The following is a 24,135-nucleotide window of genomic DNA, read 5'->3' as shown; positions in this document are numbered from 1 at the left end:
TGAAATGACACGAACAACAATAACACACAACATCAAAAAAATACACAAACACATCAACAATAAAACCCTAAACAAAATATTAAAAGAAATAAAGAAAGAAAAACAAAAACAACACCTAAATATGAATATATTTAACAAATGGACTAATAATTACGTAATTGAAAATGATAAAATCATAGATTTCAAAAATTAAATTAAAAAACTTCAAAGGAGAAAATAGCGGACACTCCCCTTGCATTTTAATTGAAAGTAGCTATGAATATATTGAATTAAAATGAAATTTATCTATAAATTTAAATCGTGTGTTTTATTAAATTGATAGTTAATGATTAAATAATAATAAAATAATTGGGTTAGCTATATCAACCGATAAAGTTTGTTAATTTTGTAAAAAAATAAGAAAAAAAGTAGGAAAAATTATTTCCTAAATCTTCTAATTTGAGTTGATCCTAGTGCAAGTACAATCAGTAATAATATCCAAATTGGATTACCGGTTGCATGAGTTGACAAATCGATTCCTTCACCAGCTTCTGGAGAAACATGGCTTGAATGTTCACCGTTATCAGGTGTGCCGTTATGATCATCATGAACTATAATTGTAGTTCGTGTAGTGGTTGCATTGTATTTGTCGTCACCGGAATAATGAACTACAGCATCATATACCCCTTCAGGCAAACCAGAGATTACAAATACAGCTTTACCATCTGAAACAGTAGCTTTGAATTTTTTACCATAAACTGTGATTGTTACAGTTCCAGTTGCATCTTTAGGAAGTTTGATTGAAACTGAAGCATCTTCACCGACATATATTTCATCACTGGTAGCTGACATTCCTGTTGAAACCTTTTTAACAGTAAATTTAGTTGTTGTTGAAATTTCATTATACTTATCATCACCGATATAGGTTACTTTTGCAGTGTATTTGCCTGCATCAAGTTTTGGAATAATGACTTTTGCCTTACCGTTTACAATGTCTGCATAATATCCTACACCATTGATTTCTACAAGTACTTGACCAGTAGCGTCTTTAGGCACATCAACAGTGATTACTTCATCTTTACCTACAGTAATGTCTTTTGGAGTTGCTTTAATTGTTGGGTTGACTTTAGATACTTTGAAACTTACTGATGTTGAGTTTTCAAGATAGTTTTCATCACCTGCATATTTGATTATAGCAGTTTTGTCACCAGCAGACAAATCAGGAATGCTTATTTCTGCTTTACCGTCTTTAATTGTACCAGTGTAAGTTTTACCATCAATTTCAACTGTGATTTCACCAGTAGCTTTATCCGGAACATTAACAACAATTACTGCTTTTTCTCCAACACTGATATCATTAACTGTTGCACTCATTGGAGTATCATATTTAGGAATATCTACAGTTGCATCTTGTTTTTTGCTTGCATACTCATTGTCTCCTGAGTATGAAACTGTTATAGGATGTTTTCCAGGAGTGACATCATCAAGTACAATTGTGGCAGTTCCGTTTACAACATCTGCAGTGTAGTTTTTGCCGTCAACAGTTACGGTCACAGTTCCTGTAGCGTCACTAGGCAATATCACTTTAACTGTTCCGTTACCCTGATCGATTACCTCCATTGTGGTATCTATTTTTGAAACTGTGAATATTGTAGTGTTTGTGGAAGGCAAGTATTTTTCATCACCATTGTAAATTACGGTTATTTCATATTCTCCTTTGGAAAGACCTGGAATAATCAATTCGCCTTTACCGTCACTTACGGCAGTTATGTAGTTTTTACCATCAACAACTACAGTTACGGTTCCTGTTGCATCAGCCGGAAGAACTATTTTGACATTTTCGTTTTCACCGACAACAATGTTTGATGCTGTCGGAATGACAAATGATTCCACTTTATCTACTTTGAATGTTTTTGAAGCAGAACTTGGAGCATACTGGTCATCACCAGTGTATGTTAATGTCACATTGTACTCACCGCTTGGCAGGCGTGGGATTTCACATGTTCCTGTACCGTTGGTTACGTTTACATAATATCCTACACCATCAATATCAATCAATACCTGACCAGTTGCGTTTTCTGGCAGTTTTACAGTAACTGTCAAGTTGTCACCGACTTCAATATCTTCTATTGTTGCAATTAAAGTAGAATCACGTTTGCTTACATTGAATTGCACTGTAGTTGTGTTTGCATTGTAGTTTTCATCACCGCCATAGCTTACAAATACTGATTTTTTACCGTCGGTAAATCCTTCAACTGTGAATGTTGCCTTACCATCGATAATAGGGGCAGTGTATTTTTCACCGTCTATTTCTATTGTGATTTCACCGGTTGCATCTTCAGGAACACTTACAACAATTGTTTCTTTGTCTCCTACTTTGATGTTTTCAACAGCCACTTCGAATGGAGTGTCTGCTTTAGGTCCTGTAACATTGGTTTTTACAGATCCCACATCGTGAGTTTCATCACCTGAGTACATGACTTCAACCTCATGAGTTCCAGGAGTTATGTTTTCGAGATTTACAACTGCAGTTCCGTTTACAACTTCTGCAGTGTAGTTTTGACCATCGATTGTCACAGTCACGTTACCTGTAGCATTGTCTCCAACGACAACGACGATAGTTCCATTTCCTTTGTCAATTACTTTCATATCCGGAGTTTCTTTGGCTTTTTCATTGGTTAGGTTGCTTAATGTGTAGTTTGCAACATAATTGTCATCACCGAAGTACTCGGCAGCAACTGTATGGTCACCTGCAGAAATTCCATCAACAGTCACACTAGCTTTACCGTCTTTAATAGGAGCAGTGTAGTTTTTACCGCCAACACTAATGATTACATCACCGGTAGCACCTTTAGGAACAGTCACAGTTATATTGACCGGTTCGCCCTCTTTAGCCTCACCAACCTCAATTGACATTGGAGTATCATATTTCGGAGCGGTTATATTAGTTGTAGCTGAAGCACCTTCGTGAGTATCATCACCTGAATAGATTACTTCAACTTCATGAGTACCAGGAGTTACGTTATTGTCCAAAGTGATAACTGCAGTTCCGTTTACAACTTCAGCAGTGTAATTTCTACCATCAACAGTAACAGTCACATTACCAGTAGCATTATCACCAACAACAACCACAACAGTACCGTTTCCTTGGTCAACGACAGTTATACCGGAAGTTTCTTTGGCTTTATCTACAGTGAAGTTGCCAACAGAAGAATTGTGAGCATAGTTATCATCACCAGAGTATGAAACAACATATGTCTTATTACCATCACTCAATTCGGGAACTGTGATAACTGCTTTACCATTTTCAACAGGTACGGTATAATCTTTACCGTCAACGCTTAAAGTCACATTACCTGTTGCATTTTCAGGAACAGTCACAGTAATGGTGACAGGTTCACCCTCTTTAGCCTCACCGATTTCCACTTCGATTGGAGTATCGTATTTCGGAGCAGTGATATTAGTAACAGTTGAACTAGCATTGTGAGTTTCATCACCGGAATAGACTACTTCAACTTCATGAGTACCAGGAGTTACGTTATTGTCCAAAGTGATAACTGCAGTACCATTAATCACTTCAGCAGTGTAATTTTGACCATCAACACTAACAGTCACATTACCAGTAGCATTATCACCAACAACAACCACAATTGTACCATTACCTTGATCAATTACCTTCATGTCAGGATTGACTTTGGCTTTATCATTGGTTAAGTTGCTTAAGGTGTAGTTTGCAACATAATTGTCATCACCGAAGTACTCAGCAGCAACAGTATGATCTCCAGCAGAAATTCCATCAACAGCCACACTAGCTTTACCATCTTTAATCGGAGCAGTGTAGTTTTTACCGCCGACACTAATGATTACATCACCGGTAGCACCTTTAGGAACAGACACAGTTATATTGACCGGTTCGCCCTCTTTAGCCTCACCAACCTCAATTGACATTGGAGTATCATATTTCGGAGCAGTAATGTTAGTTGTAGCTGAAGCACCTTCGTGAGTATCATCACTTGAATAGATTACTTCAACTTCATGAGTACCAGGAGTTACATTACCATCCAAAGTAACAACAGCAGTACCATTAATGACTTCAGCAGTGTAATTTCTACCATCAACAGTAACAGTCACATTACCAGTAGCATTATCACCAACAACAACCACAACAGTTCCATTTCCTTGATCAATAACCTTCATGTCAGGAACAATCTTAGCAGGCTCAACAGTAGCATTTCCAACAGTAGAACTTGCAGTGTAATTGTCATCTCCATGATATTCAACAGCAATAGTGTGATTGCCAGCAGCCAATTCCGGAATAGTGACAACAGCTTTACCGTTTTCAACAGTAGCGTTATACTCTTTTCCACCAACATTAACTGTCACATTACCTGTAGCATTCTCAGGAACAGTCACAGTAATTGTAACCGGTTCACCCTCTTTAGCCTCACCAACCTCAATCTCGATTGGAGCATCGTATTTCGGAGCAGTAATGTTTGCATATGTTGTAGTTCCTTCATGAGTATCATCACCAGAGTAAATAACCTCAACTTCGTGAGTGCCCGGAGTCACATTACCATCCAAAGTAACAACGGCAGTACCATTCACAACAGTAGCATTATATTCCTTATCTCCAACTTTAATTGTTACGTTACCTGTAGCATTGTCTCCTACAACAACCACTACAGTTCCGTTTTCATGATCAATTACTTTAATGTCTGTGACATTTACTTTGGATACTTTAAATGTTGTGGAGTTTGTGTTAGGCAAGTATTTATCGTCACCATTGTAGGTTACATCGATTGGGTAACTGCCAACATCAAGGTCGTTTAATACCAGTATTCCAGTTCCGTTTGCGACTGGAACAATGTATGTACTTTCTCCAACTTTCACAGTTACGTTTCCTGTTGCATCCTGAGGAACAGTGATTGCAATAACAGTCTTATCTCCGACAGTTATGTTATCTGCTTTTACAGATACTGTGGAGTTGACTCTGCTTATGTTGAACTGTGCGGATTTTTGTGATGTTGTGTAGTTGTCATCACCATAGTATTTAGCGACAATTTCATAAGTTCCATTTGTTAATCCATCTAATTCTAAGGTTGCAATACCGTTTTCTAAATCCACTTTATATTCTTTATCTCCAACGGTTATTCCAACATATCCAGTAGCGCCATCGGTTACATTTACAGTTATTGTCTGTTTTTCGCCGACAGTATTATTGTTTACATTAATTGTTAAGTCTGATTCTAATTTGGTTACTTCAAATGTATCTGAAGTCCAGTTTCCGTTCAGGTTTTTGTCTCCTTCATAAATTACAACTACACTGTGGTTTCCAGCAGCAAGTTTAGGAGTTGTGAAGTTAGCTGAACCGTTTGTGAGTGTTGCGGTGTAGTTTTTACCGTCAATATTTATGATTACTTCACCTGAAGCGTCTACATTATCAACTGTGATATTGATTACCTGAGTTTCACCAACTTTAATTTCAGGTTCAATTTCAACACTTACAGTAGTGTTTTTAGCATATACATCAAATTCAGAGGTTGCTGTTGCTTTTTCATAGTTTGCATTTCCATTGAATGTTGCTTCAACAGGATATGTTCCAACAGCAAGGCCACGTACTTCCAAAGTAGCGTTTCCATTATATTCAGGAACGGCCCATCTTGATGCCCTAAGCAATATTGCTTTGCCGTTTTCTGTAGTCAATGTTCTTTCTTCACCATCAACTCTAATGGTCACGGTTCCTTCAGCATTTACATGAACTATAATGTATTCAACATCACCATAAGGAATATCTTTAACTTCAATTACAATTTCAGGAGCTGCCTTTTTGACTGTAAAGTCAGCATTGCCGTCTTTTGTAGACACATTTGTATTACCATTATATGTTACATCAACTGTGTAGTTGCCTGCATTTAATCCACTTATAGGCAATGTGGCTACACCATTAATGATATCAACAGTTTCATCTACGATTCCGTCAATTCTGATTGTTACATTTCCGGTTGCATTTACATAAACATTAACTGTTGTGATTTCACCATAAGTTACATTGTCAACAGCAATTTCAATTTCTGCAGAACCTTTCATTACAGTGAAGTTATTTTTAGCGCTTGCATTTGAGAATTTATCATTTCCTTCGAAATAGACTGTGACATTGTGACTGCCTGCAGACAATCCTGAAACAGTCAGGTTGCCTTTACCTTCACTTATGAATGCAGTGTAGTTTCTGCCATCAATTTCCACTTTAACGACTGATGTAATATTGTCAGCTGTTTCGAATTTGATTAACTCATCAGATCCGAATGTAATATCGGTTCCGTTTACCACGAATGTGGTTGGGAGCTTGGAAATTACAGTGGATGATTTTGTATTGTTACCATAATATTTGTAGTTTCCAAGATAGGTTGCGTTGAAGTTATATGTGCCTGCTTTTAGGCCTTCAATACGGAATACTGCAACACCACCAGTTATATTTGCATAGTAGCTATTTCCACCAATGTCAAGTAAGACCACTCCTGTTGCATCAGTTTCATTTAATGTTACGTTTATTTGTTCGATTTCACCAACATCAGAGTTGGAGACTTCAACAGCAAGAGCAATTGGGTTTTTATTTACAATAAAGCTGGAATTTGCTTTGGATTCATTGTACCATTTGTTTCCATGATATACTGCAATTACATTATAAGCGGATGCATTCAAATCTTTAAGTGTTATTTCAAGATTATCGGTAGTTGTTTTATATTCAACACCGTTTACCCATACGCTTATGTTTCCGTCATCGACACGTCCGTCCAGGTCAATGCCCAATCTGATAATTACATCGTTTCCGACTGTGCTGCTTACAATTTCTGTAATTTGTATATCGGAAGCAAGTTTATATACGTTGAATGAATCTGTTCCTTTATGTAAAATTGTTTTTGTTCCGTTGACTTCAACATATATTGCCCTTACATCATATTTACCTTCAGGCAGTAATCCTAACGGCAATCTAGCTATACTTATTGAACCTTCATCAATAGTTACATTTTGCCTTATGATTTCGCCTGTGGCATTTGTGACTATTATTGTAACTTCTCCAGCATGATAACCCGGAATAATTACAAAGATTCTTTCAGTATCGTTTACAAATATGTTTTCTACATCAATGATTAACTCTTCTACAGTTTCATAAACTTCAAATGAAGTTTTATTGCTGCTCTCAAGGTATTTGTCATCTCCAAGGTATCTTGCAGTTACATTGTAAAGACCGATTGCAGGTGAGTCAAGGTATAATAATCCTTTACCTTCGTTTACATATACAGCGTATGTTTTGATTAATTCATTTCCATTCCATAAAGATACTTCAACTTTACCTGTTGCATCCATAGGAACTTCAACAGTTATGTTAACATCTGAACCATTAGCAATTATTCCATCTTCAGACACTGTTAAATTAATAGTTGAATCAACTTTGTTAACTTTAATTAATTGAGTATTGTTACTGCTTGAAAGGTATTGGTCATCTCCAAGATAGGTTACAGTTATTGAGTAGGTTTGATTATTGAGACCTGCAATATCAACTGAACCTTGAGATTCTGTCAGGTTGATTGTGTAGTTTTGATTATTTACAGTTACAACAACATAACCTGTAGCACCAGGAGTTACATTTACTTTAACTGTAGCATTTTCACGAACAATAATGACATCTCCAGTAACGTTTACCTGTGAAGCACGTTTATTGACTGTGAAGTTTTCAGTTGTTGTGTTTGCAACGTATTTGTCTGATCCACCGTAGATTGCAGTTACAGTCTTATTGCCGTAAGCCAATGCAGGAACAGCAAAGTAAGCAACACCATTTTCATATTTAGTTCTTGTGTAAGATTTACCATTAATTTCAATAGTTACATTATCACTAGGAGCAGTTACATTAATGTAGGCAACATCACCGACTTTAATGTCTACAGCAGCAATAGTAACAGGTGATTCATGTTTGTTTATAATGAATACGCCAGTTGCTGTTCTGTTAGCATATTTATCATTGCCGAAGTAAGCAGTAATGTTGTATCTGCCTGCACCTAAACCAGTTTCATTATTAAATACTGCTTTACCATCATGGATAACAGCAGTGTAGTTAGTTCCGTTAATGTTTACGATAACAATTCCTTTAGCATCATCTGGGACATTAACAGTAATATTAGTTAATTGATCAACTTCAATATCGCCAGTAGTAATATTCATTTCATAATCGGAAGTCTTGTTAGTAGTGAATGTGAATGAATCTTCACCATCTGTGAAGTTTTTATCGCCACCGTATCTAGCAGTAACTGTGTAAGTGCCGTTTTCTAAAACATCAGTAATGATTACAGCAATACCTGCATCATCAGGTTTGACACTGTATGGAACATTATTTACAGTTACAGTTACATTTTCTGTGGTTCTTGGATCAACTTTAACAATCACAGTAGCTTTGCCACCAGCTTGAGAAATCACTTTAACGATTTCAACACCAGGAGCAATTTGTTTAACTTCAAATGACTTGTTGACTTTATCTGTGTTGTTAACGTTGTATTTACCGTCACCAGAGTAAGTAGCATAAACTGTGTAGTTATCAGCTGCAAGACCATCAACAATCCAATTGACTTTACCACTACCAATAGGTAAAATAATTGAAGTGGTTTCATTGATTCTGATTGTTATAAATCCAGTAGCATCGGAAGTAATGTTAACAGTAATATTTGCAGCCTGACCATAGTTAATATCCTCAACAGTAATGTTCATTATTACATCAGATTTAGTCATTACAAATGTTTCAGTGTTATTTGTGCTAGTTAAGTATTGGTCATCACCAAGGTAAGTAGCATGTACATAGTAAGTACCATTTCCAAGACCTGCAATTTCAACTGAACCTTCACCAATATTATTCAATTTAATAGTGTAATTAGTACCATTCACATTAACAGTCACATAACCAGTAGCATTACTTTGAACTTTAACACTGATAGTAGCATTGTTTCCAACACTATTACCAACCGGAGTCACATTTACCTGTGAAGCACGTATAGTTACAGTGAAGTTAGCAGTAGTAGCATTGTTAACATATTTATTGTTTCCAGCATAGATTGCAGTAACTGTTTTATTTCCATAGGTTACAGATGGAACGTTGAATGTAGCAAATCCTTCTGCATTGGTTGCATTTTCATATGATTTGCCGTTGATTTCAATAGTTACTTTTTCACCTGCGATTTCATCAGGCAATTCAACAGTGATAACCGCAGTATCTCCAACTTTAATTGTATCTTTATTCACAACAGTTATTGTAATTGGAGTTTCAACTTTAGATACTAAGTAAGAAGTATATACAGTTTGATCAGCGTATTTCACATCACTTAAAGTTGCATTAACCACATATCTTCCAGCAGCAGTTTTATTTAATGTAAATGTAGCAACACCATCAACAATAGTTGAGTTGACTTTGCTAGTGCCATTTACCCAAATTGTTACAGTTCCAGTTGCATCCTTAGGAACATGCACAGTAATTGTGGTATTCTCTCCAACAACCACATCTAAAGCAGTTACATTCATTTTATAAGTTTGAACTTTAGTTATATTCAATCCATCAGCAAGAGTTTCAACTTTACCTGTGTAGTTGTCATCACCAGCATAAGTTGCAGCGATATCATAAAGATTTACAGGTAAAACATCAACAGTAAATGTAGCAACACCCTCTATAATATCAGCTGTGTAATTCTTATCATTAACAGTAATATTCATTTTACCTGAAGCATCAGTGTTGATTGTGACTATTACACTAGCATTTGTTAATGCATCAACAGTTACTTCATTGATTACAATAGTAGGAGTTGCTTTTGAAACATTAAAGTCTTTTTGAGCATCTCCAGTAGCGTATTTATCATCACCAAGGTAACTTACATATACAGTGTAATTTTCAACACCTAAAACACCCGCATCGAAAGTAACTTTACCGTTTACTAAAGTGAATTCGCCTTTATCAGTTTCATTAATTCTAATAGTAATATTTCCAGTTGCACCAGAAACACTAACAACAATAACTGTGTGGTTTCCATAAGTTACATTCTGAGCAACAATAGTAATTTCAGGAGCAACTTTAACCATTTCAAAGGTTTCAGTATTATTTTCACTAGTTAAGTACTGTTCATCACCAAGGTAAGTAGCATGGACATAGTAAGTACCATTTCCAAGACCTGCAATTTTAACTGAACCTTCACCAACATTATTCAATTTAATAGTATAATTAGTACCATTCACATTAACAGTCACATAACCAGTAGCATTACTTTGAACTTTAACACTGATAGTAGCATTATTACCAACACTATTACCAACAGCAGTCACATTAACCTGTGAAGCACGTTTAGATACAGTGAAGTTTCTGGTAGTGGAGTTGTATTTGTATTTATTGTCTCCGCCGTAGATTGCCACAACTGTCTTGTTGCCATAGGTAATGTTTGGAACAGTGAAAGTGAATGTATTATCATTTCTATTAGTATAATTATAAGATTTTCCATTGATTTCAATAGTTACATTATTCTTAAGGTCACTTGGAGCAGTGACAGTGATTGTAACAGTGTCGTTTACATAAATAATTTGTGATATTTCTCCAATGCTTAATGGAGTGTCGACTTTGTATACATAGTATGTAGTGTAGACGGTTTGATTAGCATATTTAGCATCGCTTAATGTAGCATTGACAGTGTATTTGCCTTCAATAGTTTTGTTCAGAGTGAATACTACTTTACCAGAACTGTCAGTAATTGTCTTGTTCATCTTGGTTCCGTTTACCCATATTGTCACGTTACCTGTAGCATCAGTAGGGACACAAACAACAATGGTTGTGTTGGCTTCAACTGCAACATCAACTGCAGAAACATTCATTGGATAAGGAGTAACCTTATTGACAGTTACGCCTACTTCAATATATTTTGAACCTGTAGTGTAGTTGGTATCTGTTAAAGCATAGTAGTTGGCAGTGACATTGTAAATACCTGCAGGTAAAACATCAATTGTGAATCTTGCAATGCCATTGTCAATAACTGCAGTGTAGTTTTTCTTATTGACTGTAATGTTCATTGTGCCTGTAGCGGTATCGTTGATATGGACTATGATGATAGCGCTAGTATTTGCATCTACGGTTACCGGATCAATTGAAATTACTGGAACTGCTCTTTCAACTGTGAAGGATTTTGATTCTGTTTTATTATCAAGATACATGTAGTTGCCGTTATATTCGGCATAGACAATGTAGTTTCCAGCACCCAATTTAACGGTAGTGTTGACTTTACCATCTACGATAGCGAATGTTCCAATGACTGTTGTGTTAATCTTAAGTGTGATGCTTCCTTCAACACCCTCATCAACATAAACAACGATATTTGATGAATTATCATAGACTGTATCGTTTACATCTATTGTAACATTGACTTGCGCTTTGGATACTCTGAAGTAAGTATCAAGATAGCTTTCTTCATAATCAGTTCCTATGTAAGTCACATATACGTGATACATTCCTTCTCTTAAATCTTTAGGATAAATGACCGCTACACCATCATCCGGCATTTTATAATAGGTGTCATCCCTGTAACCGCCATAAGCCTTAACTTCAATCTCTACAAATCCTGTAACATCCTTAGGAAGATTGACTGTAATGTTTCCTGCCTGACCCACATAAATATTCTTGGCAGTTACATTCCATTCATCATCAGATAAGGTTCTTGTGGTGACTTGATATGTTTTCATTGCCTTGCTTTCTGTGAAGTTTACATTACCCTCGAAGAATGCCCATACTACTCTTGTTCCGACAACACTATTGAACTCAGTACTGTTGAATGAAGCTATACCGTTTATAATATTGGCTGTGCGTTTAACACCATCAATATAAAGTGTTAAAGTGCCGTTCAGGGCTTTAGCAACCCCACCAGTTGAATTTCTAACTGTGATGTTGAGGTATTCCATGCCTCGAACAAGGCCATCATGAACTTGGACATCCAAAGAGGTAGTCATTTTTGCCACATCGAATGTTTCGCTTGCGCTGGATTTGTTGTAATTTTCATTTCCATTATAAGTCACATCAACTGTGTATGTTTTTGCAGCCAAGTTATAAACGTCCAATTCTGCAACACCATTATCAAGTATGATTGTTTCAGATTTGCCGTTTACAGTGATTGTTACATTTCCTTCAGCATCAACATGGACAGTGATATGTTCTGCTGATCCGTAAACGATGTCTTGAACTTCGATTTCAACAGTTCTGTTGGCCTTATAGACCCTGAATTTTTTCTCGATTGTTGCTTCAGTATGGTTGATGTCTCCACCGTATATTGCCTCTACAGTGTAGTTTCCAGCATTCAAGTTGCCTAAATCGAATTCGACCCTTCCATTTTCAATCTGTTTAGGAGTTCCATATGGAGTTCCATCAATCTTGATGGATACATCCCCTTTAACGCAATCCGGAAGAGTTATGATGATTTTTGTTGGATCACCATATGTTACGTTGTCGACATCGATGACAATCTCTGGAGTAATTTGTTCCACATAGAATTTTGTCATGTTGGTGACATTATTATATTTCCAGTCTCCAGGGAATTTAACAGTCACATTGTATTCGCCTACAGTCAAGTCTGAAAGCTCGAGTATTGCTGTGCGGTTGTTGATAATAGCTGAATAGTTTCCATCATTAACGTATATGTATACAACACCTTCAGTTTCGTTGACGAATGTGATATTTATAATCTCTTTTTGATTATGAGTAATGTTTGTGACATTGACTGAGAATGTAGTGTTGTATTTGAGTACAGTGAAATTAGCATCTCCGTAGTTTGCCTGCAAGTCTTTGCTACCATCATACACCACAGTTACTATTTTAAATCCTTCAGACAATCCTGTTGTATTGAATGTGGCTTTTGAATCTGTTAAAGGTAGTATATATTTATTATTGTCCAGATAAAGAGTTACATTGCCTGTTGCAGGAATTGAATTTGTGAGAACAGTAATGTTGATATAAACTGTTTCGTCAACCATGATATCTGTTGCATTTATATCAATGAGGATTCTTACATCCTCTTTTTTATGTAATTCTACATCGCTTGAATTGACTGAAGCGTTGTAGTTATCATCACCATGATACTCGGCTTTAATTGTATAGTTTGCAGGAAGCAAATCAAAGAATGTAGAGCCAGTACCATTGATAAGGTAAACTGTCTTAATGTACATTGGAAGTGTTGTGCCCTTTCTATAAACAGTAACTGTTACGTTTCCATTAGCATCTTCATAATACTTGCCATCGAACTGATCAACAATTGTGACATTTACAAACAGATTATAACCCATCTCATCGAAAGTGAATGTTATGTTGGATTGGGCTTTTGTTACATTGATTGGAACGGTTATGTTGATAGCGTCATTGTACAGGTCACCCCAGTATTTCAAGGTAAGATTATGTGTACCCACTTCAAGGAACTTGTCTGCAGTAATGTTTGTTAAGATTTCATCACTTATTCCAACATTATTGTCAATAGTGATGTTTCCTAAGAATACATCACCATAGTAGACTGAAACGATTCCAGTAGCTGGATGGCCGGAACTTGGAGTGATTGTCACATTAACTGTTGCATTTCTATGGTAGGTTACGTTATGTGCATTGGCTTCCATACTGGCCGGTAGTCTTGTTGTGGCCTCGACTTGAGTGTAGTAATTCTCATTTGTAAGGCGTGCTTTCACATAGACATTTTCAAATGAAGATAAACCGAAATCACTTGGGATTAGGTGAAGTTCACCATTTGCATCTGTTGCGAAAATGTCATTGCCTTCATTCAATTTATTATTATTTGCATCAAATAGTTCGACAGTTATGCTTATACCTGCTTCAGGAACAGGGATATCTCCAGAAGATTGAGGACTGGATGTAACATTGGTCTTACCAATTGATATGTTATTATCAGTCCAATATGTAACATTATTACAAGTTACAGAAAATGATTTGGACCCTTTAACATACATTGCATTTAAACGATTATCATTTCCTTCCAATAATATGTCGATAGTGCTACCTGCCCTATCTAAAGTCAAGTCAAATGTGCTGGTATCTGCCCTATTATCAAGAAGTACAGCATCATTTAATGTGAAAGTCACTGATGCAGAAATTGCAGATCCCCTATTTGCTTTATTTTCAGTGAAATTAGCACCAGTTACTACTAAATTATAGACACTATCATATACACATAAAGCTCCACCCTTATTAGCAGTATTGTTTATAAATGTAAGATTATTAAATACAGCATTATAGCACTGTTTAATCTGAATCGCTCCTCCACCATTGATGTTATATTGACCATTAGCATAAGCAACATTATTTTTGAATACTGAATTTTCAAGTAAAATCATACGGCTACCAGAGTTTTGTCCTTGTATATACAATGCACCAGCTTCCTTAGATGAAGAACAATTCTCAAATAGACAATTCCTTACAGTATAATTAGTATTTGGTCTTAAATACATAGCTCCTCCTTGAGCCCAGCAAGATGCAGCTGTTGTACTTGATGAATCACCATTAGTGGTAACAAAATTGCCTATAAAAGTACAATTATCAACCAATGCATGTGAACTCTTATCCCATAAAACAGCTCCACCATCCACTTTCCAATCAATAGTGGATTGAACAGAATTATAATAGAATTCGGAATTTTTAACAGTACCTCTTTCTCCACCTTCAGACCAATAAATAGCACCCCCACCTCTTGTAACACTAGTATCACCAGTATTACCGTGTGCAGTGTTATTTGTGAAAATACAACCATCAACAGTATTATATTTAGATTTAGATCCACCAAACCAATATACACCTCCTCCACTCAACTCCGCCAAGTTATTTGTAAAGTTAGAATTATATACAGTAGATTTTGAACCAGTGGAATACATTGCACCACCATTTTCATTAGCAAGAGAATATGTGAATGTAGATTCACTTACGTTACAAGAATCACCTTCAAGGTATATCGCTCCACCAACATGTGCACTGGAATATTCGAATTCTGAACCTAAAATCTTAGCATAGTCCCCTTCAATATAAATGGCTCCCCCATCACCAACAGTTGTTGATACGGAAGAATTGTTGAAAATGGAACCTTCAACAGTAGCATAATTTTCCTTAATGTAAATAGCACCACCACGAGGGTTAGTGTTATTAAATATTCCGCCAGTAACTTCAGAATCGGTGAAGTTGGAATCTTTTACAGTAGCTTTTAAACCTTCAATGTAAATAGCACCACCACGATAATCAGCAGATGAATCAACGAAGCTGGAAGAGTCAATAGTTGTTTCACTACCTAAAATGTAAATAGCACCACCAACCTCAGCAGTAGTAATATTGAAAGTGGATTTTTCTACTTTAGCATTTGTACCGTTAACATAAATAGATCCACCGTTGTCCGGAGCAGAACAGTTCATAAAGTCAGAACCTGTAATAGTAGTATTAGCACCAGTGATGTAGATTGCACCACCTTCACCTTTAAGTGCGTTACTTGCAAGACATCTCAGAAATGTGGAACCTGTGATGTTGGTGTCATCACCTGCAACATAAATGGCTCCACCACTAACACCCAGATTCTGGAGGCTTTCACCAGCATTTTGAATAAGTGTAATTTGTGATTTGACATATGTGAAATTATTTAATACATCTGTAAGGTCATTTCCTGCATATACCTCCAAAAGCAAGTCAAGGTTAGCTTCAATATTATTAATAATCACACTAATATCATAAACTGCACGGTTAAATTCTCTGAGAGTTGTTTGTTTAGGCAGATTATTTAACTTGGTTTTTAGAGTATTTAAATTATTTTTATATGCCACATAATTATTTTTAATACTTCGTGAATAAGTCATTAATGAATTAATATTGTTTGAAGCGGTCTTTCTAACATCATCATAGGCACTATAAGTAGCATCACTTGGAATTGATTGTAAAGTTCCTTTAGCAATGCTGAGATTATTTAAAAATTCATCATATGAACCGTCATTTTCTGCATATTTTACACAGTCATATACTTCTGTCAAATTACCGATAGCCGCATTAAGGTTAGCTGCATTGAATGTATGTGAATTTCCTATGAATATCTTATCAACAAGATTGTTTTTAATGAGTTGTAATCTTTTGTAAAGATAACTATTATCATTACCTAGGATATATGCATAATTCATTCTTGTAGCAAGACCATCATAAACAGGTTTTACCTTACTGTTGTAATAACTGTTATAAGTACCATCGTCAGGAATATCGCGTAATAATTGTATAAGACTTGATAATTCCAAGGAATTCAAAAGGTCAGTGTCTGTTACCATAAGAGGGATAGCATTGCTAAGTTCTGTTAGATTGTCTATTGCTGCATGAAGGTTATCAACATTTAAAATTTTATTATTGAATATTTTATTAACAAGCTTTTCTCTGATGGAATATATTAAATTATAAATATTGGTGAAATTATCACTAAATCCATTATTAATATCATTATTATATGCAATAAGTCCGTTAACTCTAATTAAGATATTGCTTATTAGAGGTTTGAATACATCACGGTCAGGAGTTACCCACTCAATAGGGTAACCTGCACCACAGTCTACAAAGTCAACAGAAATTGTAGCATTGTTTCCTTCTACATAAATTGCACCACCCTCAAAGGTTGCGTTACTCAAAGTAATAGTTGTATCAAGGATTTGTGCATTTTCACTCTTAATATAAATGGCTCCACCTTTACCTAAAAGCCCTTCCTCGAAAGCGGATACATCAAGGTTTTCGTCAAATAGAGCATGTGAATCATCACCTGCAATGGTATTGTTGAGAATACATCCTATAACAATAGCACGGTCTCCGTGAATGTAAATTGTACCACCGTTAAACGCAGTGGAGTCAGTGAAGTTGGATTTATTGATTGTTACATCACGTCCTTGAACATAAATGGCTCCACCTTCTCTAGCATCGGAATTGTCGAAAGTACAGTTTACAATATTTGAAGAGTTACCCATTACATAAATTGCTCCACCACCATTAGCGTAAGATTTTCCGGTTTCGGCAATATTCATTGAAACGTTACAGTTTTCAAATTCTGAGTCTGTAATGTTTACGCGGTTACCTGTAACGAATATTGCACCACCTGAAATCAATGCATATGTATCTTTGAAGCTTGATTTTTCAATGGATGTATCATTACCTGTAAGTGAAATGGTACCTCCGTTTGAAGAGGACCCGTCTAAGCTTATTCCTTTGTTGTTTTCACATGTGATGTTGTAAATTGTACCGTAGTTTCCATCCCAGTTGATTGCACCACCGTCATCTCCGGCAGTGTTGTTTATGAATTTTGAATTATACAGATTACCTGCTTGACCGGTAATATAGATTGCACCACCGTCTTCTGAAGAGTAGAGGTTAATGAATTCGGAGCGGTCAACAGTTACGTCGTGACCTGTAATGTAAATACCTCCACCGTAAACCGCATCTGTGCTGTTTATTACGGAATTTTCAATAAGTGCTTCATTACCTGAAATGTAAATAGCTCCACCGCTTGCTACAACTTCCGGAACTACAACCAGGTCAGAGAGACTGTTTAATTTACCAGCAGTATCTTTCACTTCACCAAGCAAGTTATCTACAATTGTTTTGTCATTGCCTGATGCTGTTTCATTTAATTCTTTCAATTTGTCATTAAGTTCATCTAATAATTTTAAAGCATCTTCAACATATGTGGAATTGTATGTGTTTCCATCCAATATTCTCTCAACATCTTCTTTAAGTTTATTTAATGTTGATAGTAAATCATTCTTATCCTCAGCAGAAGACAAATCATTAACTTCAGCGATTATAGCCTCAATATCACTTAAAATATCATCATGAACATCGAAACTTTCTGAAACGGCAACTATATAATCGAATTCTTCGTCAATATCTTTTACATCACCAAGCAGTTTAATAATGTTATTCTTGTCGTTTCCTGATGGTAAAGTTCCGTTCAATTGAGTCAATGTCTCATTCAATTCAGCTAATAAGTTAATGGCTATTGTACGGTTGGTTGTGTTGATTCCATCATTAGTCAGGATATTGTCAATAGCAGTTTGAAGATCGTGTAAAGTTTTATTAATATTTTTCATGTCTGCATCGGAGATAGTTTCATTACCCATATTTTCAAAGTAGGTTATCATTGAATCCATTTCCCTTTTAACCACTTTGATGATATCCTTGTAGAACTTGTAGTCAACAGTTATACCGTATGAATCTGCTCCAATTGCATGAGTATCAGTAATGTTTGCAGAGATGGTAGCATCGTCACCTTCTACGTAAATTGCACCACCTTGTGTACCGATACAGTCTTCGAAAATACATTGTGAAATAACAGTTTCGTTACCTAAAATATAGATTGCACCACCTTGGGTGGTTGAATTACATGTTTCAAACTCAGAAGTTTCAATGCTTACGCGATTACCAGTAACGTAAATTGCACCACCGTAAGATACTGCAGAAGAGTTTACGAATGTGGACTCTGAAAGGGTAATGTCATTACCTGTAATACAGATTGTTCCTCCGTTGGAGTTGGAATCATCCAAACTGATACCTTTGTTGTTTTCACAGGTGATATTGTAGATAGTACCGTAGTCACCTTCCCAGTAGATTGCACCACCATCATCGCCTGCAATATTGTATGTGAAAGTGGAATTGTGCAGTTCAGAATAGTCACCTGAAACATATACTGCACCACCGTCTTCGGTTGCATTGTTGCGGGTGAATGTGGAATTGACAACTTGGGTATATTGTCCTTCAGCATAGATTGCGCTTCCGTAGGTAGCGTGACATTCTTCGACAGTACAGTCGCTGACTAAAATATGGTCACCGAGAATCTGGATAGCACCACCGGTTGAATTGCTTACGTTACAGTCATAGAAGTCACATCCTGTAATGTTTACATAGTTACCTGTTGCGAAAATTGCTCCACCAGTTACCTTAGCATAGCTTTGGTTGAAAGTGGAGTCGGAAAGAACCATGTTGTCTCCTACAAGACAGAGTGACCCTCCTTTGGAGTTACCGTGAGAACTTATTCCTCTGTTGTTTACACAGGTGATGTTATGTATGATACCGTCACCACCATTCCAGTAGATTGCACCACCATCGTCACCAGCATAGTTGTCGTAGAATGTGGAGTTGTGCAGTTCACAATCGAAACCGTTTACAAATAGTGCACCACCATCTTCACTAGCATAGTTTTTCTCGAATGTGGAATTTATGATTTTGTCTTCAGTTGCTCCTTCCCTGAAGTGGACTGCACCACCATAGAGCACAGCAGTGTTGTTGATGAATGTGGAATTTATGATTGAACTGTCACTAGCTCCTATGTCAAATGAAATTGCTCCACCGTGACCTGTTAGGTTTTTGTTAATGCCGCTTGAAGTGTCATGATGATCATTGTATGTGTTGTTGGCAGTACCTAACGCATGGTTGTTTTCAAATGTACATAATTCAATGGTTACATTATCATTGTCCTGTACGAATATTGCTCCTCCACGGCCTGCAGCAGTGGAATCTGTGATGTTTACATTATAAAGCTTAATGTGGTCACCAGTAATCATCATTGCTCCACCGTCACCACCGGTAGTGTTGGTATCCCAGTGGCTGGAGTCCCATCTGGCATATTTGACTTTGCCGTCTTCACTTTCATATAGGTCACCACCGTGAGCAGTGGTATTCATGATTATGATGTTTCTGAACTCACCATAGTCCCCGTCGTAGTAGATTGCACCTGCAGAACGGGCCGCCTGTGTATTGGTGAAGTTACAGTCAATTACCTTACCGTAGTTAGCACCGGCCAACCAGTCAAGACCTCCACCGTTGGTACCTGAAGTACAGTTTTCAAAGGTACAGTTGGTATATTCCACATGGTCTCCACCAGTCATGTATGCTCCACCACCACGACGAGCGGAATTGGAGTCGGTAAATATACAGTTGTCAATGTGTGCATTGTCTCCACTCCACATGATGGAACCACCGTCACCACCGAAGTACTCATCAATTGCCCAATCGATTGGAGAAGGACCGGTTTCAGTGGTTTCGTCAATCTTCAACCAGTAGTGCATATCTGAAACTTGAGATACATACAATTCATATCTGACATTTTTATCTCCTTCTTTAATTACAAGAACATACAATTTATTGTCGGTAGCAATGGAAGGTTTAGGAAGAGAAGTTCTATTTATAACATCACTTAAGCTAGTAATGTTAGCATAATCAGTACTGATTGCAGTTCCTAATGCACTGTTTCCTGTGAAGTTACAGTAGCTTACATTACCATTGTTACCGTCCCATTCAATTGCACCACCAGATCTGTAAGCAGTGTTGTTGACAAATGAGGAGTTGAAAATATCTGCATCTGTAGAATTGACGGAAAAGCTTATTGCACCACCGTTACGTGCAGCAGTGTTGTTGAAGAAGTATGAGTTTTTGATTGTACCGTTTGATGCACCCTTGTCGAAACCGATAGCACCTCCGTTACCAGTGTACCATTTGTTGAGTCCACTTGAAGTGTCTCTTGCATCATTATATGTGTTGTTTGCAATACCTAAAGCACGGTTGTTTTTAAATGTACATAAATCGAAAGTGATGTTGGTATTGTCCTGAAGGAAGACCGCTCCACCACGACCAGTAGCAGTACAGTTGGTAAATGTCACATTGTAGAGATATGCATGGTCACCAGTGAACATGATTGCTCCTGCATCCCCTCCAGTAGTGTTTGTATCCCAGTGGCTTGAATCCCATCCGGCATAGTTTACAAGTTTGTCGTCACTTTGTTTGAGGGATCCTCCCCATGCTTTGGTGTTGATGATTGTGATGTTTTTCATTTCACCATAGTCACCGTCGTAGTAGATTGCACCTGCTGAACGTGCTGCTCTGGTTTCATTGAAAATACAGTTGTAGATTTTACCGTAGTTTGCACCTGCAAGCCAGTCCACACCTCCTCCGTTTGTTCCGGACGTACAGTGTGTGAAGTTACAGAGGTCGTAGGTTACGTTGTTACTTCCGGTCATGTATGCTCCACCACCACGACGTGCGGAGTTGGAATCTACGAATGAACAGTTGTATACAAGACCTATATCACCACTCCAAAGGATAGTACCACCGTCTCCACCATAGTACTGGTCAATCGCCCAGTCAACTGGAGATATGATAGATTTTGAGCGTAAAATATCTTCTTCATCAAGTTTCAGCCAGATTATATCTGTTCCATTATCATGAGCGACATATGATGCGAAATGATCTATTTCAGTTGAAACTGACTGATTGAGTACATATAATTTTCCGTCAACAGATGTAGGTTTGGTGTTGAAGAAATCAGGATCAGTAACGATTTGAATATCATCCATGGTTATGGACAGTGTGTATTCCCAGGCTTCTCCGGTTGCTCTGTTGTTTATGAATCTGGAGTTTTTGAGTGTACCGTTAATACCATTCCAGAAGATTGCACCACCTGAACGTCTAGCAGTGTTATTAAAGAATATAACATCATCGACTACACCGTTACGTGCACCTTTATTCCAGTTGATTGCACCACCGTCCTGACCTGCAACGTTGTTTGCAAAGTAATCATGTTTAAATGTAGTGTTTTCACAAGCTCTGTCACTTGCATGAAGGAATATTGCTCCACCACGGTTAGCGGCAGTGTTATTTACAAAGTTGGAATGTTCGACATCACCTAAAGCACCTGCCCATAGTACTGCACCACCGTCACCACCATATGTAATCTCACCAAGCACGCTGGTTCCGTTTACAGTACCTAAAGCAGTGTTGTTGTAGAATTTTGAATATTTGATGGTACCGTTGACACCATTCCAGAAGATTGCACCACCTGATCTTTTTGCAGTATTGTTTATGAAATTGGAGTTGTCAACTACACAGTTATGAGCGCCTACATCAAATGTAATTGCTCCACCGTTCATATCAGCAGTGTTAAATGCAAAGTAATCATCTATGAAGGTGGTGTTGAGATCACCGTGTTCACAAGGTTCCAGATATACTGCTCCACCACGTCCGCTTGCATTCATATTAACGTTTTTCTTAGCTTCATTTTCAATGAATCTGCAGTTTTCAATAGTACCGTTCATTCCTGCCCAGTAGATTGCACCACCTTCACCTGATTTATTATATGTTCCTTTGTTTAAACCTAATGCAATATTGTGGGTGAAGTTTGAGTATAAGATTTGACCGTTGTGACCTCTCCAATATACTGCACCACCATTAGCATTAGCAGTGTTGTCTATAAATGTGGAGTAGTAGATACGACCTTCGGATGCACCTTCGTGCCAGTCCACAGCACCACCGTTAGTGCCTGCATGATTACTTATAAATGTAGATTTATTGAATGTAGTATTGGTACAGTTACCTAAATCACTACCCTGCAGGTAAACTGCTCCACCACGTCTTGCAGCTTCATTATCTTCAAACCTACAGTTATCTACAATACCATTAGCACCAGTCCACATGATAGCACCACCATAACCACCATTGGTTAAAACACCATAAGAGTCATAATCCCATTCAATACCTAAAGCTTTATTATCAGTGAAGTTAGAGTTTGTAATAGTACCTGTACGACCAAACCAGAATATAGCACCAGCAGACCTATTAGCAATATTGCCTTCAAAAGTACAAGCATCAACAGTACCATTACGCGCATACCTATTAAAGTTAAGAGCACCACCATTTATACGAGCAGTATTGTTAATGAAACGACTGTTTTTAAATGTAGTATTACTATTATCCCTAAGGAATACTGCACCACCAGACCTATTAGCATTATTAGATGTAAAGTTACAATCACTTATTAAACCAATACTACCAGTCCATACTATAGCACCACCAGAACCACCAAGTACCTCATTACCTTGATCATCAATATAATTCTCAATAGGAGTACCATCTTCATATTGTCTATCATCACTATCAACAGTACCCCATGCAGTATTGTTAGTAAACTCACAACCAGTTACAATACCATTAATACCATACCAGAATACTGCACCACCATTACGTGCAGCAGTATTGTTGATGAAAATAGAATTAGTTAATTTACCATCAGTAGAGTTCTTTTGCCAGTTAATAGCACCACCATTCAAACCTGCATCATTACCTTCAAAGTAACAGTCATCTACAGTTACATTTGTACAGTTTTCTGTAGAGTTACCATGTAGGAATATTGCTCCTCCACGGTAAGCAGCAGTGTTATTAACAAATCTACAATTATTATTGATAGTACCATTACTACCTACCCATATAACAGCACCACCGTCTCCACCACCAAGAACACCATTGATAGTAGTAACTTTATCTCCAGTAGCATTATTGTCGGTGAAATTTGAATTTGTAATAGTTCCATAGTGACCACTCCAATGTATAGCACCACCACTACGGTGAGCAGTGTTGTTTGTGAAAGTGGAATCCCTTACAATACCATTGTGTGAGTTTGCACTCCAGTCTATTGCACCACCGTTAAGGCCTGCTACATTTCCTGTGAAATCAGAGCCTGAAATGACACTCATGTCAGGGTGATCCAGATATACTGCACCACCATGGCCACTAGCAGTGTTGTTTATGAAATTACAGTTTTCAATGGTTATTGCACCTGATGCATTAATAGACCCTCCATTTCCATTAGCATTAGCATTGACAAATGTAATTCCGGTTAATGTTACAGCGTGTCCACTATCTATATTGAATATTCTGGCCAGATGATTAGCATCGAGGATAACTTTTCCCTGTCCATCAATTTTTGTTATGGAAGTTGGAAGAGTTATACCATCGGCTAAATTATCACTATCACTGTAAGTATAATTTTTCTCCAGTGTTACGGTAGTTCCGACCGTATTTAAATCGTTCTGCAAGTCTGTAAATGTTCCTGCATTTTCATTTCCAGCCCGCAGAATTTGATTTGAGTCAGGAAGTGAATATGCAGAGACATTACTGCTTTCGACAACTTCAATATCATGAGTTGCCTTTACCGTATCTGTGCTATTTTGCCCGACATCGGCAGCGACAACCGCCTGAAGTGAGAAAATAAAACAGACAATAAAACATATCATCAATATCTCTTTTTTATTCATAATACACCCCCTCCA

General features: G+C 37.1%; 1 protein-coding gene. It reads right to left on the bottom strand.

Features of this window, described 5'->3' with window-relative positions; all coding sequences use genetic code 11:
- Positions 1-417: 417 nt before the first annotated feature.
- Complete coding sequence (locus ACKI2P_RS06585; protein WP_407376150.1) at positions 418-24,120, bottom strand: Ig-like domain repeat protein; 23,703 nt, start codon at positions 24,118-24,120, stop codon at positions 418-420.
- Positions 24,121-24,135: the final 15 nt, after the last annotated feature.

Source organism: Methanobrevibacter sp., assembly GCF_045541095.1.
Lineage (GTDB): Archaea > Methanobacteriota > Methanobacteria > Methanobacteriales > Methanobacteriaceae > Methanocatella.
The sequence above is the reverse complement of the archived record's forward strand: the minus strand, read 5'-3'. Positions and strand labels throughout refer to the sequence as shown.

Bases quoted from the DNA above. Each gene is read 5' to 3' on its own strand.
- ACKI2P_RS06585 (WP_407376150.1), bottom strand. From the start codon at position 24,120: ATGAATAAAAAAGAGATATTGATGATATGTTTTATTGTCTGTTTTATT.